We start from the raw sequence: 15,191 nt of genomic DNA on the forward strand, positions 1-15,191 counted from the left end.
ATCAGTGGCGAGCGGCGGCCTGGTGCAGCTCGTGGGCCGCGATCGTCCTGGCGACGTCCGTCGGGGTGACGATGCCGGCCAGCCGGTCGCCGTCGAAAACGAGCACCCGGCCACCGGTGTCCGGAGACAGGCCGGGGAGGATCTCGGACAGCGGCTGGTCCGGCGTCGCGGTCCGCACCTGCGCGAGCGGGATCGCCGCCTCACGCACCAGCGTCGAAGCGCGGTCACCGGGCCGGACGGCGCGGAGCCGGGCGAGGGTGATCAGCCCTTCGATGCGGCCGTCCGGTCCCACGACGGGATAGGCCGAGTACCGCTTGCCCAGCACGTACTGGTCCACGAAAGCGTCGACGGTGAGCCGGCCGGGACCGGTGTGGGGAGGGCTGCTCATCACGTCGCCGACACGGACCCCGGCCAGCATCTGCCGGGTACGCACCTGGGTCTCTTCGGCGCGGGCGGCGGTGTGCAGGAACCAGCCGATGAAGATCATCCACAGGCCGCTCATGAAGTAACCGAGGAGGAACTCGACCAGGCCGAGGCCGATCGACCCGAACGCCAGGATCCGGCCGGCGCGCGTCGCGCCGAGCGCGGCCCGCGCCCGGTCTCCGTGCCGGCGCCAGAGGTAGGCACGCAGGATCCGCCCACCGTCCAGGGGCGCGCCGGGCAAGAGGTTGAACAGGCCGACCAGCGCGTTGAACCCGGCGAGCCACCAAGCCACGGTGGTGACGATGTGCGCGACGCCCACCGCGTTCAGCACCGCGGCACCGCCACCGAAACCCGCCGCCAGGCCGAGGCTGGTGGCCGGGCCGGAGGCGGCGATCCGGAAGTCTCCCCGCGGGTCTTTCACCTCGCTGCCGAAGGTGGCCACGCCGCCGAACAGCCAGATGGTCAGGTGCTTCACCTCGACCCCGGCGCGCCGGGCGACGATCGCGTGCGCCAGTTCGTGCGTGAGAATCGAACCGAGCAGCAGCACCGCACCGCCCGCTCCGGCCACCCAGTACGTCGCGGTCGCATGACCCGGGGCCTCGGCGGGAAGGGTGTAGTAGGCGAGGCTCCAGGTGAACAGCCAGAGGGTCACCAGGACGCTCCAGTGGAGCGCCACCGGGAAGCCGGCCACCCGGCCGAGCCGGATTTCCTCACCCATGGCGGTCTCCTTTCGGGTCGGGCACCGGCCGGTTCACGCCTCGGCTGCGGCCGGCTCGGCGGTCACCGTGGACGTCCGGTCGAGCGGGATCGTGGCCGTGGCGTTCGCACCACCGAAGCGCAGCCGGCCGCCGGGCACGCGGACGGTGATCGGCTCGGGGCCATCGGCGACGACTGTCACCGTGAGTTCCGCGGCCGTGACCGCGACCTCGAGCCGGTGCCCCCGGTAGGTCAGCGTGGTCCGCAGACGGGAGATCTCGTCCGGCAGCACGGGGTTCAGCCACAGCGCGTCCTCGCGCGTTTCCAGCCCGAGGTAGCACCGTTCGGCCAGATCGAGCGTGCCGGCCATGGCCCCGAGATGGATACCCTCGCGGGTGGTGCCACCCTGGGTGTCCAGGACGTCCGCCGCGAGCGCCTCGGTGAAGCAGTCCCAGGAACACGCCCGGTCCGTGCGGGCCCGCACCCACGAGTGGACCACCCGGCTCAGGGTCGATCCGTGCGACACCCGCGCGAAGTAGTAGTCCACGGTGGTCTGCAGCGCCGCTTTCGGCCACGCGTAGCCCATACCGGACAGGGTTTCGCGGACTTCTTCGGCGGAGAGCAGGTAGAACAGCATGAGCACGTCGGCTTGCTTGCCGACCTGGTAGCGGTTCGGGGTATCGCCCTCCGCGGCCAGGATGAGGTCCAGGCGGCCGATGTTGCCGTAGCGGGCCCGATACCCGGCCAGGTCGAACTCGGCCAGGTCGGCATAACCGTCGAACTGACTGATGATCCACGCTCCGTGGAACGGGACATACATGCGGGCGGCCCGGTCGGCCCACCCCGCGAGTTCGGCTTCGCCGAGGCCGAGCCGGTCCACCAGCTCGGTCCCGTTGTGGCACCGCAGCAGGGTCACGACATCGAGTGCGCGCCGCAACAGCCAAGCGGTCATGACGTTGGTGTAGGCGTTGTTGCGCAGTCCGGGCGCGTCGGCGCCGGGATAGCCGTCGTGGAATTCGTCCGGCCCCATCACACCGGTGATCTCGTACCGTCCGGTTTCGGGGTTCTCGTGGGCCAGGTCGGCGAAGAACCGGGCGATCTCGAGGATGAGCTCGGCGCCCTCGGTGAGCAGGAAGTCCAGGTCACCGGTGGCCTGGTGGTACTGCCACACCGAATAGGCGATCGCCAGCCCCACGTGCCGCTGGTGGGCCGAGCGGTCCGGCATCCAGCTGTCCGAGCGGGGGTTGAACAGTTCCGCCGGGGTTTCGTCGCGGCCGTCGCTGCCGGACTGCCACGGGAACATCGCCCCGCGGTGTCCCGCGTCGCGCGCGGCATGGCGCGCTGCGTCCAGCCGCCGGTGGCGGTACCGGAGCACGGCCCGGCTGACCTCCGGCGTGTGCAGGGCCAGCACCCGGTGCACGAACAGCTCGTCCCAGAAGACGTGACCGCGGTAGCCCTCCCCGTGCAGGCCGCGCGCGCCCAGCCCGGCATCGAGATCGCGGAGGTGCTCGGAGGCGGTCTGCAGGAGGTGGAACATGTGGAGGTTCAGCCGCGCGGCCGGCTCGCTTGCCGCCTCGTTGCCGAACAGTGCGATGTGGTTGTGCTGCCACAGTTTCCGCCAGGTGGTGACCTGCGTGGAGAGCAGACCGGCGAATCCTCCGGCGCGGGCGGTCGCCTGGCGGGCGGCCGCCGCGGGCTCGGTGATGGCGCGGTCGCGGGAGGTGTAGACGGCGGCGACTTTCTCCACCGACACCGGCCTTCCCCGCGGGACCGGGATCTCGAGGTCCTCATAGGGATGAGTGGCCGCCGGGCCGAGCCGGCGCGGCACCCGGTCCGCACCACTGAGATGGGAGCGGACCGACATGCCGACGACGATCCGGGACTGCCGGGTGCCGACACGCAGCCACACGCCTGCGGCGTTCCGGCCGGCCCCCGCCGACCGCAGATGCCGGCCGCCGAGCAGCGCGTCTTCACCTCCCTGCCGGTTGGCGACCCGCGCGTCGAGACCGGAGCGGACGTGCAGGGTGCCGGACCAGTTCTCCGCGATGAACGTCGTCTCGAGTGCCGCCAGGTGCGGCGTGGCCATCGACACCAGGCACCGGGACACGACCGTGGTGGCCCGGCCGGCCGGGTCGAGGAACCGGTAACGGCGGTGCAGCACCCCGGCGCGCAGATCCAGGGTCTGGCGGTACTCGACCACCCCGGCGTGACCGGGCACCACCCACGGGCCGTCTTCGGCCCGCCAGCGCAAGGGCAGCCAGTTCGGCAGGTTGACCAGGCTCTCGGTCTCCAGCGTGTGACCGTGAAGCCGGTGCCCGAGCCGGTTGAACACGCCCGCAGCGTAGGTCCCCGGGTAGTGCACGGCGTCCGCCCTGGCCTCGGGAGCCGCACCGCGGGTGCCCAGGTAGCCGTTGCCCAGGCCGCACAGGGTCTCCCGAACCCCCGCCAGCGCCGGATCGAAACCGCGGTAGTCCAGCAGCCACGCCGACGCCGGCCCTTCGCCGCGTATCGGCCGGTCGGCCGGCTCCCGATCAGGGACCAGTTCGTCGAGACAGCTCACCACGACGTCGGCGCCCTGCGCGCGCAGGGCGTGGCCGGACCGGTGGCGTGAACTCACCCCGATGAAGAACCCGAACCCGCCCCGGAGGCCTGCCTCCACTCCCGCCGCCGTGGCCGAGACGACCGCGGTCCGTGCCGGATGCACGCCCAGCAAGTCCGCAGCGTGCAACAACCGTCCTGGATCGGGAACGTCCGGCAACCGGGCGGATCCGGTGTCACCCGCGTCCGGCACCACGGTGAACAGCCGCGCCACTTCCGGTCCGGTGAAGCCGCTGGCTCCAACCCCTGCGGTCAACAGCCCTGCGTCGGACAGCCGCGTCACCAGCCGCGCCAGGTCGCCAAGGCCCGCAAGATCGCCGTAACCCGGACCGCTGAGCACGAACAACACCGCGTCCAAGCGTTCCGACGGCAGCCACTCCTCCTGCGCACCCCTCATGATCATCTCGTTTCAGGCGGCGTGGTGGGCCTCGCCGAGGGCGGCGATGGCGGGTTCCGGCGAGGTCTGCACGGGCGCGGCACTCGGCAGGCGAAGCCGTTTGAGGGCCAAGGCGTTGAGCGCGACGATGAGACTCGAGCCGGACATCGACAACGCGGCGATCTCGGGACGCAGCACGAGACCCAGCGCCGGCTCGAACACGCCCGCGGCGATCGGCAGGGCGATGGTGTTGTAGCCGATGGCCCACCCGAGGTTCTGGCGCATCTTGCGCAACGTGCCACGGCCCACCCGCAGCGCGGTGGGCACGTCGAGCGGGTCGGAGCGCATCAGGACGACGTCGGCGGTTTCGATGGCGACGTCGGTGCCGGCGCCGATGGCGATGCCGAGGTCGGCCTGCGCCAGCGCCGGTGCGTCGTTGACGCCGTCGCCGACCATGGCGACCTTCCGGCCGTCGCGCTGCAGTTCGGCGACCTTGGCCGCCTTGTCGCCCGGGAGCACCTCGGCGATCACGGTGTCGATGCCCAGCTGCCCGGCGATCCGCTCGGCCGTGGCCTGGTTGTCGCCGGTGAGCATGACGACCTCGACCCCGAGTTCGTGCAGCGCGGCCACTGCGGCGGCCGACGTTTCCCGGGCCGCATCGGCGATGCCGATCACCCCGGCCGCCAGCCCGTCGACGGCCGCGAAGATCGTGGTGCGGCCGGTGGCGGCGAGCTCGTCCCGGCGCGCGGCCAGCGGGCCCGCGAAGATCTCCTCCCGCTCCAGCAACCGCCGGTTGCCCACCACCACGCGGTGCCCGTCGACATGGGCGATCGCGCCGTGTCCGGGCACGTTCTCGAAGCCTTCGGCACGCACGACGTCGAGGCCCAGCCGGTCGGCGCGGCGGACGATCGCCTCCGCGAGGGGGTGCTCGGACTCCCGCTCCACCGCGGCGACCAGCCGCAGCAGCTCCCGCTCGTCGATCCCGCTCCCGGCGCTGTCGGTGAGCACGTCGGTGACCTCGGGCTCGCCCTTGGTCAACGTGCCGGTCTTGTCCATCACCACGACCTGGATACGGGCAGACGTCTCCAAGGCCATGGCGTTCTTGAACAGCACACCGCGCTTGGCGCCCAGCCCGGTGCCGACCATGATCGCGGTCGGCGTCGCCAGCCCGAGCGCGTCGGGGCAGGTGATCACCACGACGGTGATGGCGAACAGGATCGCGGTCGAGAACGCGCTGCCGGTCAGCAACCAGGTCGCCAGGGTGGCGCCGCCGCCGAGCAGGGCCACGAAGACGAGCCAGAACGCGGCCCGGTCAGCGAGCCGCTGGCCCGGCGCCTTGGAGTTCTGCGCCTCCTGCACCAGCTTGACGATCTGGGCCAGTGCCGTGTCCGAGCCGACCTTGGTCGCGCGGACCCGCAGCGTGCCGTTGGCGTTGATGGTCGCGCCGATCACCGCCGAACCGGGGGCCTTGTGCACCGGGAGACTTTCCCCGGTGACCATCGACTCGTCGACCTCGCTCTCGCCGCCCTCCACCACGCCGTCCACGGCGATCTTCGCCCCGGGCCGCACGAGCAGCAGGTCCCCGGCGGCGACGTCGGCGGTGGGAATCTCGACCTCTTTGCCGTCGCGGAGCACGACCGCCTTGGGCGGGGCGAGGTCGAGCAGGGTGCGGATAGCGTCGTTGGCGCCGCCGCGGGCACGCATCTCGAACCAGTGCCCCAGCAGCACGAACGAAGCGAGCACGGTGGCCGCCTCGTAGAACACGTCGCCGCCGCCGGAGAGCGTCACCACCAGCGAGTACAGCCAGCCTGCCCCGACCGCGACGGCCACCAGCACCATCATGTCCAGGGTGCGTGCTCGCAAGGCCCGCGCGGCGCCGTCGAAGAAGATCCAGGACGAGTAGAAGATCACCGGCAGGCTCAGCACCAGTGCCCAGACGTCCTGCCGCACGCCGAAGGGCACCGGCAGGTTCAAGCCGAACACCTGGCTGCCGATCGGCGACCACAGCACGATCGGGATGGAGAACAGCACCGCGACCAGGAACCGGTTGCGCATGTCCGCCACCATCGCGGCCATGGACATGCCCGCGTGCCCGCCGTGGCCCATGGCTTCGTGCGGGGACCGCAGCGACTCGGCCTCGGCGTGCTCGTGGTGCTTGTGTTCCGACGGCCCGGGTTCCTGCATGGGGTCGCACACGTGGTCCGGCACGGACTGGCCGGCGCAGTGGTAGCCGCAGTCCCGGACCCAGCCGCTCAGCTCGGCCACCGAGGTGCGGGCCGGATCGAACGTCACGGTCGCGGTCTGTGCGACCGGATTGGCCGCCACGTCCAGCACTCCGGGCCGGCGCCGCAGGACCGCGTTCACGACGTTCTGCTCGGTGGCCCAGTGCAGACCGCGGACATCGAGGACCACAGTGTTCGCGGCTCCGCCCGGGTGGTCGTGGTGGCCGGTGGGGTCATGCATCGTCACTGCTCCTTCGGGGAGACGGGTTCGGCGGCCGCAACGTGGTGTACGCGCGAGCTCGCCGTGTCGGTGGGATCGGTGTGGTCGTGCTGAGCGAGGGTGGCCTGGGTGCGAGCGGCGGCCCGGCGGGGGGCGACTGTCGCCGCGCCGGGCCGCAGCTCCGGCGCGTCCTGCCCGACCAGGGCGTAGACGGCGTCGCCGTCGACGGTCTCGAACTCCAGTAGCAGTCGGACCAGGCTGCGCAGCTCGTCGCGGTGGCTGACCAGGAGGTCCGTGGCGCGTTGCTCGGCCTCGCGCAGCAGCCGGGCGACGTCGGCGTCGATGGCAGCCTGGGTGGCTTCGGCATACGGGCGGCTGGACAGTCCTGGTCCACCGCTGCCGAGGAAGACCGACCCGCCCTGCGGGTAGCCGACCGGGCCGACCTCGCTGGACAGACCGAACTCGCGCACCATCTTCGTGGCCAGCTCGGTGGCCTGGGCGAGGTCGTTGGCCGCCCCGGAGGAACCCTGGCCGAGCTCGACCAGTTCGGCGGCGCGCCCGCCCAGCCGCACCGCGAGCGTCTGCTCCAGGTAGTCCTCGCCGTAGAGGTGCCGCTCCACCAGCGGCAGCTGCTCCGTCACGCCCAAGGTCTGACCGGCGGGCAGGATGGTCACCTTGGCCACCGGGTCGGCGGTGGGCGAGAGCGCAGCCACCAGCGCATGCCCGGCCTCGTGCACCGCTACCGCGTGTTTCTCTTCCGGCAGCAAGGCGTTGGAACCCTCCCGCCGGCCGAGCAGTATGCGGTCGCGGGCGATGTCGAAGTCGTTTTCGATGAGCACCTCACGCCCATCGCGCACGGCCACGATCGCGGCTTCGTTGGCGAGGTTCGCCAAATCCGCTCCGGAGAACCCCGGCGTCCCGCGGGCGACGACATCGAGATCGACATCCGGGCCCAGCTGCTTGCGGCGGCAGTGCACGGTCAGGATCGCGACCCGCTCGGCCAGCGTCGGCAGGGGAATCGTGACCTGCCGGTCGAACCGGCCCGGCCGCAGCAGCGCGGGGTCGAGCACCTCGGGCCGGTTGGTCGCGGCGAGCACCACGATCCCCTCGGAGGGATCGAATCCGTCCATCTCCGACAGCAGCTGGTTGAGGGTCTGCTCGCGCTCGTCATTGGCGACCATCGCGCCGGTGCCACCCCGGCGGCCGCCCAGTGCATCGATCTCGTCGACGAACACGATGGCCGGGGCACGTTTGCGGGCCTCGGCGAACAGGTCACGCACCCGGGCGGCGCCGACCCCGACGAACATCTCCACGAAACTCGAGCCGGCCACCGAAAAGAACGGCACGCTCGCCTCCCCGGCCACCGCCCGCGCCAGCAGCGTCTTGCCGGTCCCCGGCGGGCCGACCATCAGCACTCCACGGGGCGCCGTCGCCCCGGCGCGGCGGTAGCGCTCGGGCTCGCGCAGGAACGAGACCACTTCGGCGATCTCGGCCTTGACCCCCTCGTATCCCGCGACGTCGGCGAAGGCGGTGTCGGGCCGTTCGGCGTCGAACACCTTCGCCTTCGACTTGGCCACGCCCATCGCGCCCTGCATGTGACCCATCGCGCCGGTGGACATGCGGCGCCAGAACCAGATGATGAGCAGGAACGGCCCCAGGATCAGCACCCAGTTGAGCAACTGGGAGCCGAACGACGGCGACGGCGCGGACGCCGAGACGGCGACCTTGGCCTTCTCCAGGCGGTCCAACAGCGGAGCACCGGCCTGGGCGGGGATGACCGTGGTGAAGTTGTGGCCGTTGGTCAGGGTGCCGGTGGCCGCCCCGTCGGTGACCAGCGTGACGGACTTGACCTGGCCGGAAGCGATGTCGGCCAGGAAGTCCGAGTAGGTCAGATCCATCTTCGCCGGGGCTTGTAACTTCGGTACCAGGATCCACAGCGTGATCGTCACGGCGACAGCCAGAGGCCACAGCAGGTGCCGCCACACCGGCGGCCGCGGTGGCGCGGTCGGCGCCGGCGTCCCGCCTTCCGGGGGCGTGATCGCGTGCTTGGTCATGCCTGCCTCCTGCCGCGCCCGGCCCGGATCCGGCGCCATGACACGCGCGGCGGGCCCGCCAGCCTGGTGAAGATGCGGGCCGCCTGCACGCTGGAGGCCAGCAGCACCAGCCCGGCCAGCAGGGTCAGCAGGGCCGTCCCGGCACCGGGCGCGGCACCGAGTTCGCGGTACAGCCCGCTCATGGCCAGGATCGCGATCACCGTCAGCGTCCAGAACCAGCGCCGGGCGCGCCGGACATCGATGTCGTTCATCAGTGCCCCTTCGGGTTGAAGATCCACACGTTGACGCTGACGGCGACCAGGGCCAGCAGGATCACGACCATGACCGTGACGGCGATCGGGCGTTCCCGCCACCGGCGTTTCGGGCTGCGGTCGAGGAAGGGCACCGCGAACAGCAGGAGGAACACGCCCAGGATGACGAATCCGATGGCGGCCACCCCGAACCACTGCTCGATCGGGAAGAACCACCAGAACATCCACAGTGGACGGGTGATTTCGATGCCTTCCACCGGGGTCGGCCCGACCACCGGCGGGATCAGCACCGACAGCACGGACAGCGCCCCGAGCAGCACCAGACCGAACGCGCCGACCCGCTTCAGGTGCGCGGTGAACGGCTCCGGCGTCTCCACCTCCGGGGCCGTGATCCTGGGGTGGGCGGAGATCTTGTGCCGCTTGACCAGCAACGCGTGCCAGACGAACAACAGGACGATCAGCCCGGGAATGATCACGGCATGCGCGGTGTACAGGCGCAGCACCAGCGGCACCTTGGTGCTGAGGTGGGCGGTGAACCAGATGCCCGCGTTGCCCAGCAGGTTCGCGACGTCGAGGTTGTGCGCCAGCGCCTCGTAGCCTTCCTGATCCCACTTGATCACGCTTCCGGTGAAGATCGCCAGGAATGCGAGCAGCAGCATGGCGGTCCCCACGATCCAGTTGCCCTCACGGGGTTTCTTGTAGGAAGCGTGGAAGAACACCCGCAGCATGTGCAGCAGCGCCAGCACGAACATCGCCTGCGCCGCCCAGTAGTGCAGGCCGCGGGCGAACCCGCCCAGCCACACCCGGGTCACCAAATCGCGGATCGACTCGTTGGCCGTCTCCGGCATGGGCACGTAGAACTGGGCGATGTAGACGCCGGTGACCAGCAGGATCAGAAAAGACACCAGGGTCAGGCCACCGAGGCTCCAGCCGAGGTTGTTGGCGTGCTCGGGCACCGGGTAGGCCAGTGCCTTGATTCCCATACGCTCGTCGACGGCGTCGACCGCGCGGCGAAACCAGCCGGGCCGCCCGGCTGGAGCGAGCTCACTCTCAGCGGCGTCGCCGACAGCGGGAGACGGTTTCTGCTCAGTGGTCATCATTCCTCCTTCCGGCCGCCGGCACGCTCGCCGGTCTGGCGGGTGAGCTGGTGCACGCTGTGCCGGGGCCGCAGGCGCCACGCCAGGTACAGCCCACCGAGGAGCACCACCAGAGACAGGCCCAGCAGGATCGCGTCGCCCCCGTCGCTGACCCCGCGGGCGGGCTTGTACTCGTCGAGAACCACGCTGGTACCGGTTTCGATGCCAGTCGCCTGGTGCTCGCCCTCCGGGGCGGACGGCAGCTTGCCGCCCAGCGAATCGAGCAGCAGGACGCGGGCCTGCGCGGTCGCGGCAGACTCCTCACCCGGAGCCTCGACGACCTCCCGCGCTTGGCCGACCTTGGCCAGGTCGACACCCTCCTTGTCCGGCGCCTTCAACGCGTCATCAATCCGCTCGGCCACCCGCTCGTCGCCACCCTCGTTCGCGATCAGGGCGATGGCCTGCTCGACGAGTTCCGAGGAGTGGGTGCTCTCCTCCTCGTCGGCCGTAGCCGGGACAGCGGGCAGCACGAGCAGCAACACCGCGGCCACCGCGGCGGCAACCACCCGCAGCGGCCCAGCACCGACTCTTGGGTCATGCCACGCCATGGCATCCGCCTTCCTGTCGTCGTTGTCTGCGACTCACCCGCCATCCGGGCTCCTCAGCAGCGCTCAACGGAAAGGATCGGTACCCACCCGGGGTGTGCGCAGCGGCTGGAAGACCCACTCCGCAGGGACTTTGGTCTCCTATCACGATTAGTAGCCCCCGCCCCCGGGCCGGCGGGGACCATGGTCACTGTCTCTGTGCCGTTCGGCCCTTCGACCGCCGACCCGGTCGGCCGCAGAATGGCGATCCGCGGCACAGGAGGTAGAGCATGAAGCCCGACGCGCGGCTCACTCGCTGGCGCTCGCCCCTGCGTCGAATGCGGACGCGTCCGCGGACGAACCCGACGTGCAAGGTCACCTTGGACCTGCGGGGTGTCCCCTGGGGCGCGGATCCGGACAAGGCGGCCTCGCTCCTGAAGCAGCAGCCGGGCGTCGTCGACGTCCGGGTGGACCCACGTCGCCGCCGCGCCGTGGTGCTCCACGACGCGACCACCTCCCTCCCCGCGCTGTGGAACTGGCTGGTCACGCAGTCCACCACCGGGCCCGAGACCACAAAGGACTGACATGCCGAAAAGGACCCGCCCCGGCACACGGCCCGGGCCGCGGCTGGGGCGGATGCTGGTCGTCGTGCTGGCGTGGGCGTCCTGTTTCGTCCTGATCCGCTGGGGGCTGCGGGATTCGCCGGTGCTGTGGTTCGCGGCGCTACGAGCCCTCATTGCCGGAATCGCGCTGCTGGGCGCTGCCACACTGAGTCCACGATCACCGGTGCCGAAATCCGTGCCTCGCGACACGACCACGTGGCTGCTGATCGGTGTCCTCGCGCTGCTCAACGTGACGGTGGCGTTCGGGGCGATGGCGGCCAGTACCACCGGAGTGACCACGGGTGTCGCGTCCGTGCTGGCCAACACCCAGGCGCTGCTGGTCGTGCTGCCCGCGTGGTGGTTGTTCGGGGAACGCCCCCGCTGGGTCGAGATTGCCGGAGTCACGATCGGGTTCATCGGCCTGCTGGTCGTGGCGCTCCCCTCCGGAACCGGGAGCGGTGCGTGGCTGGCGCTGTCGGCCGCGGTCGGGATCGCGTCGGGGGCGCTGCTCGCCCGGCGGCTCGCCGCCGTCGACATCCTCGTCTTGGGGGCCTGGCAGTTCCTGCTGGGCGGCGCCGTGCTCGCCGTGATCGCCGCGATCCTCGAGGGTCCGCCTGCCATCACGTGGAGCGCCCGGTTCGTCGCCGCCCTGGTCGTCCTCGCGGTGGCGGCCACGGCTCTGCCCTACGTGCTGTGGTTCGCCGAACTGCGCCGCGCCTCCCTGACCGCAGTAACCTCCTGGACTCTGCTCGTCCCGGTCGTCGGCGTGCTGCTGGGAGTGGTCGTCCTCGGCGAGGGTGTCACCGTCGCCGAGATCATCGGCGACGCGATCGTCATCGGCGCCCTCGCGGTGGTCGCGGGTTCAGGCCACGCCGCCAGGCGCAGAGCCACCGCGTCGCCCGCGCGGCCGCCCGACGACACCGTCGGCACATCGAGCCGTCATCCGAGCGAGCGGCCATGACCGACGACCGCACACCGGCCCTCGCCGAGGAAAGGACCATGGGGTCAGACCCCGTACTCTGTGCGCCGTGCATGCCGCGGTTGACCTCGCTCACGGATCGGGTGGCAGCGCTCCGCGCCACGGTGACCGCGGAGCCGGAACCGCTGGTTACTCTCACGCACCTGCTGCAATTGTGCCGTGACGAGCACGCCGTGCTGTGGGAACGCGTCAACACACCCACCTGCAGTACCCATGTCGCGGCGGTCCTCTCGAGCCTGTCCCGACTCCTGTCCACGCCGCAGCCTGACGTCCTGTTCCCGCGCCTGCGGCGCGCGTTCGCCGCTGCGCTGGAGCCCGTCGACGGCGTGCCCGCGGTCGTCGTCGCCCACGGCCTCGCCCAGTTCATCGACACCGCATACGGCCACACGTTCGCGGAATCCTTCCGGCGGCGCAGCCCCTACCAGCCGGGAGTCGGCGATCCGATCCCGCTGGACCACCCCGACCTGCCCGCAGTGACCGCGATGCCCCCCACCTCGCCGCCGTGGCGGCTGGCCAACAGGCTGGACGAAACCCGGCGGGTCCGGCTCGCCGGGGAATGGGCCGCGCAGTTCCGCCTCGTCTTCGACTACAGCCTGGCCGACACACTCGCCGGCCTGGTCACCGCCGGCACCCTGCTCGCCACCTGCCACCCCAACCGGACGCTTGCCGAGTTCGAACTGCCCCGCGACGAGCAGCACCAAACCTTCCCCGTACGCCCCGCCGACATCGACCGGCAGCGCGGCGAAATCGAGCAGCTCATGACCCGCGCCACCGCCGCGGGAGCATCCATCATCGTGCTACCGGAGCTCTGCGTCACCGAGGAACTGGCCGAGCACCTGCGGGACTGGGTGCACCGACCGGACGGCCCCCGCCTCCTGGTCGCCGGCAGCTACCACCACGAGGGCAGCCCGCGTCGCCGCCGCAACACCGCTCTGGCCTGGGTCCGCGGCTGCGACCGTCCCCTCACCCATGACAAGCACTCCCCGGCGGATCGCCCAGTGACCGAAGACATCCAGCCACAAGGCTGGCCGGAACTACGCGTGTACGTCACGGCCGACGGGTGGCATCTGGTGATCGCGATCTGCCGGGACCTGCTCAACCCGCACGCGGTGCACGCTCTCGCCGAAGCGGGCGCGAACCTGGTCCTGGTGCCGGCGATGAGCGAAACCCTCGTGCCCTTCGGCGGGCCCGCCGCACACCTCGTCGGCTCGTGCCAAGCCTTCGTCGCCGTGGCCAACAACCCGGCCGACTGGGCCGAGGCCGGTGATCCGGTCACTCGCAGCCCGGCCCGCGCCCTGTTCGGGCATCCCGGATTCGGGCAGCAGACCCGATTCGTTCACGCCCCCGACACCGACCCCGGCGTCGCCCTCCTGACCGTGCGCTCCGGCCAGCTCAACTGGCTCACCTCAGCCAACCCCGACGGCCAGCCCCCGCGCCGGGTGTCAGCACACCCCACGTGGGTCGAGCAGCTGGCACACCACACCCGCCCCGCCAAGGGCAGGCTGCCCGAGCAGGTCATCTTGCGGCCTGCCGCGGTCCTGGTGCTGCTCACCGACTCCCCGGCGGGCCCCTGTGTACTGCTCACCGAACGCGCCGCGGACCTCGCCCAATACCCGGGCCAGCTCGTCTTCCCCGGCGGAGCAGCGGAACCCCGTGACGACGGCCCCGTCGCCGCGGCGCTGCGCGAAGCCGCCGAGGAAGTCGGGCTCGACCCACGATCCGTCGAGATCATCGGCACCCTCCCCCCGCACGCCCTCCCCGACTCCGGCTTTCTCGTCACCCCGGTCGTGGCCTGGTCGGCCAAGCCCGCTTTCACCGCCTCGGCCAACCTCGCCGAGGTCGCAACCGTAGTGACCCTTCCACTGGCCGAGACCGGCGCGACGTCGCCAGGCCATGACCTGCCGCCGCTCGGCCGGATGACCGCCACCGTGATCGAACTGCTGTCAGCATGTCTCCCCCACCAGCACGGCAGCGAGGACTCGTCGTCCTGACCGAATGGGCCCCGGCCGGCTATCGGGCCGGCGCCGGATCGGAAACCTCGACGCGCAGGCCCGCCCTGGCGAGCCGAGCAAAAAACCGTTCCGGGGTGATGACCTGTTCGGGCATCCGGGCTCCCGGCTGGGAGATTTCGCCGTCGACCAGCGAGCGCACGAGCGCCGCCGTGCTGGTCGCGGTCGCGTGTGCCTGTCCCATTCCGGCCAGTTTCGCGTGCGCGGCACGACCGTCGTGAGTCACGTCGACCCGCACCGCGTACGGCGCGTCCGGTCGTCCGGCGTGGCTTCGTCGTAGCCGGCCGAGGGCGGCACGAACAGGCGGCGTCGCGACGAGGTGAGCGGCGCGCGACGCCACCAGCAACGCCAGCAGCCGGCTCATCCGCGACGGAGCGATGGCCAGTCTGGTCTTCACGGTCCGGGCACCCATGGTGCGCGGATACAGCACCTGGTCGGAGAACGGAAACAGGTAGGCGTGCACCGACGGCGGGAAGTCGACGACCCGGGGTGCGGTGAACGCCCGCACCCGGCGATCGGTCCCGTCGACATGGACGTCGAAGGACATCGCCAGTTCCTGCAGCATGTAGTCGAACGAGCCCGGCCCCATCACGTCGTCGGCGCTGAGCAGCAACGCCGTCTCGATGCCGGTCGCGCCGCCGAGCCGGTCCCCCAGCGCACGTACCATCACGTTCGAGATACCCGGCGCGATCCCCGCTCCCAGCAGGATCCGCGCACCGGATGCCGCGGCCGCGGCGTCGATCCGCTCGTAGGCGGGGCCCCGCCCGAGGTCGGTCAGATGCGGGGTGATGTCGGTATAGCCGAGGCCCCGCTCGACAGCAGCCCGCAACAGGCCCCGCTCGGGCTGGTCGACGCAGTTGACCACGACCGAGACGTCCTCCAGGGCCGCGTCGATCGACGAGGGCTCGGTGACGTCGATCCGACGGCCCCGCACTCCGTGCCCGATCCCGGCCGCGCAGCCGTCCGCCCGGTCCCGGTCGCGGCCCGCCACGACGACGCTGTCCGGGAAGTCCGTGGCCAGGTCGGCCGCGATTCGGCTGCCGACCACCCCGTATCCGCCCACGACGAGAATCGATCCGGTTGTCATGCCGATCGCCTCCG

General features: G+C 71.2%; 11 protein-coding genes. 3 read left to right on the forward strand and 8 right to left on the reverse strand.

The window, feature by feature from the left end; genetic code table 11:
* Position 1 precedes the first annotated feature (1 nt).
* The 7 genes from ACWEVP_RS44960 to ACWEVP_RS44990 are packed head-to-tail and all read right to left on the reverse strand — an operon-like array spanning position 2 to position 10,524.
* Complete coding sequence (locus ACWEVP_RS44960; RefSeq protein WP_452068718.1) at positions 2 to 1,141, reverse strand: site-2 protease family protein; 1,140 nt, start codon at positions 1,139 to 1,141, stop codon at positions 2 to 4.
* A 33-nt stretch (positions 1,142 to 1,174) separates the two neighbouring features.
* Positions 1,175 to 4,114, reverse strand: coding sequence for a glycosyl hydrolase family 65 protein (locus tag ACWEVP_RS44965; protein ID WP_452068719.1), 2,940 nt, complete (start codon positions 4,112 to 4,114; stop codon positions 1,175 to 1,177).
* Between the two features lie 12 nt (positions 4,115 to 4,126).
* A complete protein-coding gene (locus ACWEVP_RS44970; RefSeq protein WP_452068720.1) occupies positions 4,127 to 6,556 on the reverse strand; it encodes a heavy metal translocating P-type ATPase in 2,430 nt (809 codons plus the stop codon).
* A gap of 2 nt (positions 6,557 to 6,558) precedes the next feature.
* Positions 6,559 to 8,589, reverse strand: coding sequence for an ATP-dependent zinc metalloprotease FtsH (ftsH, locus tag ACWEVP_RS44975; protein ID WP_452068721.1), 2,031 nt, complete (start codon positions 8,587 to 8,589; stop codon positions 6,559 to 6,561).
* A complete protein-coding gene (locus ACWEVP_RS44980; RefSeq protein WP_452068722.1) occupies positions 8,586 to 8,840 on the reverse strand; it encodes a hypothetical protein in 255 nt (84 codons plus the stop codon). The genes ftsH and ACWEVP_RS44980 overlap by 4 nt, the downstream gene beginning before the upstream one ends.
* A complete protein-coding gene (locus tag ACWEVP_RS44985) occupies positions 8,840 to 9,937 on the reverse strand; it encodes a cytochrome b (RefSeq protein ID WP_452068723.1) in 1,098 nt (365 codons plus the stop codon). Before ACWEVP_RS44985 ends, ACWEVP_RS44980 begins: the two co-directional genes overlap by 1 nt.
* On the reverse strand, positions 9,937 to 10,524 hold the full coding sequence (locus ACWEVP_RS44990) for a hypothetical protein (protein ID WP_452068724.1): 588 nt from the start codon (positions 10,522 to 10,524) through the stop codon (positions 9,937 to 9,939). Before ACWEVP_RS44990 ends, ACWEVP_RS44985 begins: the two co-directional genes overlap by 1 nt.
* A 266-nt stretch (positions 10,525 to 10,790) precedes the next feature.
* On the opposite strand from ACWEVP_RS44990, the gene ACWEVP_RS44995 reads away from it, so the two are divergent.
* From ACWEVP_RS44995 to ACWEVP_RS45005, 3 genes are all read left to right on the forward strand, one after another.
* Positions 10,791 to 11,084, forward strand: coding sequence for a hypothetical protein (locus ACWEVP_RS44995; RefSeq protein ID WP_452068725.1), 294 nt, complete (start codon positions 10,791 to 10,793; stop codon positions 11,082 to 11,084).
* A 1-nt stretch (position 11,085) separates the two neighbouring features.
* The gene (locus ACWEVP_RS45000) at positions 11,086 to 12,063 is read left to right on the forward strand and encodes a DMT family transporter (protein ID WP_452068726.1); all 978 of its coding nucleotides are present in this window, start codon (positions 11,086 to 11,088) and stop codon (positions 12,061 to 12,063) included.
* Positions 12,064 to 12,164: 101 nt separating this feature from the next.
* Positions 12,165 to 14,072: an NUDIX domain-containing protein gene (locus ACWEVP_RS45005; protein WP_452068727.1), complete on the forward strand. Its 1,908-nt coding sequence runs from the start codon at positions 12,165 to 12,167 to the stop codon at positions 14,070 to 14,072.
* Positions 14,073 to 14,091: 19 nt separating this feature from the next.
* Here ACWEVP_RS45005 and ACWEVP_RS45010 read toward each other — a convergent pair whose 3' ends face one another.
* Positions 14,092 to 15,177: a saccharopine dehydrogenase NADP-binding domain-containing protein gene (locus ACWEVP_RS45010; protein ID WP_452068728.1), complete on the reverse strand. Its 1,086-nt coding sequence runs from the start codon at positions 15,175 to 15,177 to the stop codon at positions 14,092 to 14,094.
* Positions 15,178 to 15,191: the final 14 nt, after the last annotated feature.

The organism is Amycolatopsis sp. NPDC003865 (assembly GCF_053605345.1).

Coding starts and splice junctions, on each gene's coding strand:
- ACWEVP_RS44965 (WP_452068719.1), bottom strand. CDS start 4,114: ATGAGGGGTGCGCAGGAGGAGTGGCTGCCGTCGGAACGCTTGGACGCG.
- ACWEVP_RS44995 (WP_452068725.1), top strand. CDS start 10,791: ATGAAGCCCGACGCGCGGCTCACTCGCTGGCGCTCGCCCCTGCGTCGA.
- ACWEVP_RS44990 (WP_452068724.1), bottom strand. CDS start 10,524: ATGGCGTGGCATGACCCAAGAGTCGGTGCTGGGCCGCTGCGGGTGGTT.
- ACWEVP_RS45000 (WP_452068726.1), top strand. CDS start 11,086: ATGCCGAAAAGGACCCGCCCCGGCACACGGCCCGGGCCGCGGCTGGGG.
- ACWEVP_RS44970 (WP_452068720.1), bottom strand. CDS start 6,556: ATGCATGACCCCACCGGCCACCACGACCACCCGGGCGGAGCCGCGAAC.
- ACWEVP_RS44980 (WP_452068722.1), bottom strand. CDS start 8,840: ATGAACGACATCGATGTCCGGCGCGCCCGGCGCTGGTTCTGGACGCTG.
- ACWEVP_RS45010 (WP_452068728.1), bottom strand. CDS start 15,177: ATGACAACCGGATCGATTCTCGTCGTGGGCGGATACGGGGTGGTCGGC.
- ACWEVP_RS44960 (WP_452068718.1), bottom strand. CDS start 1,141: ATGGGTGAGGAAATCCGGCTCGGCCGGGTGGCCGGCTTCCCGGTGGCG.
- ACWEVP_RS44985 (WP_452068723.1), bottom strand. CDS start 9,937: ATGACCACTGAGCAGAAACCGTCTCCCGCTGTCGGCGACGCCGCTGAG.
- ftsH (WP_452068721.1), bottom strand. CDS start 8,589: ATGACCAAGCACGCGATCACGCCCCCGGAAGGCGGGACGCCGGCGCCG.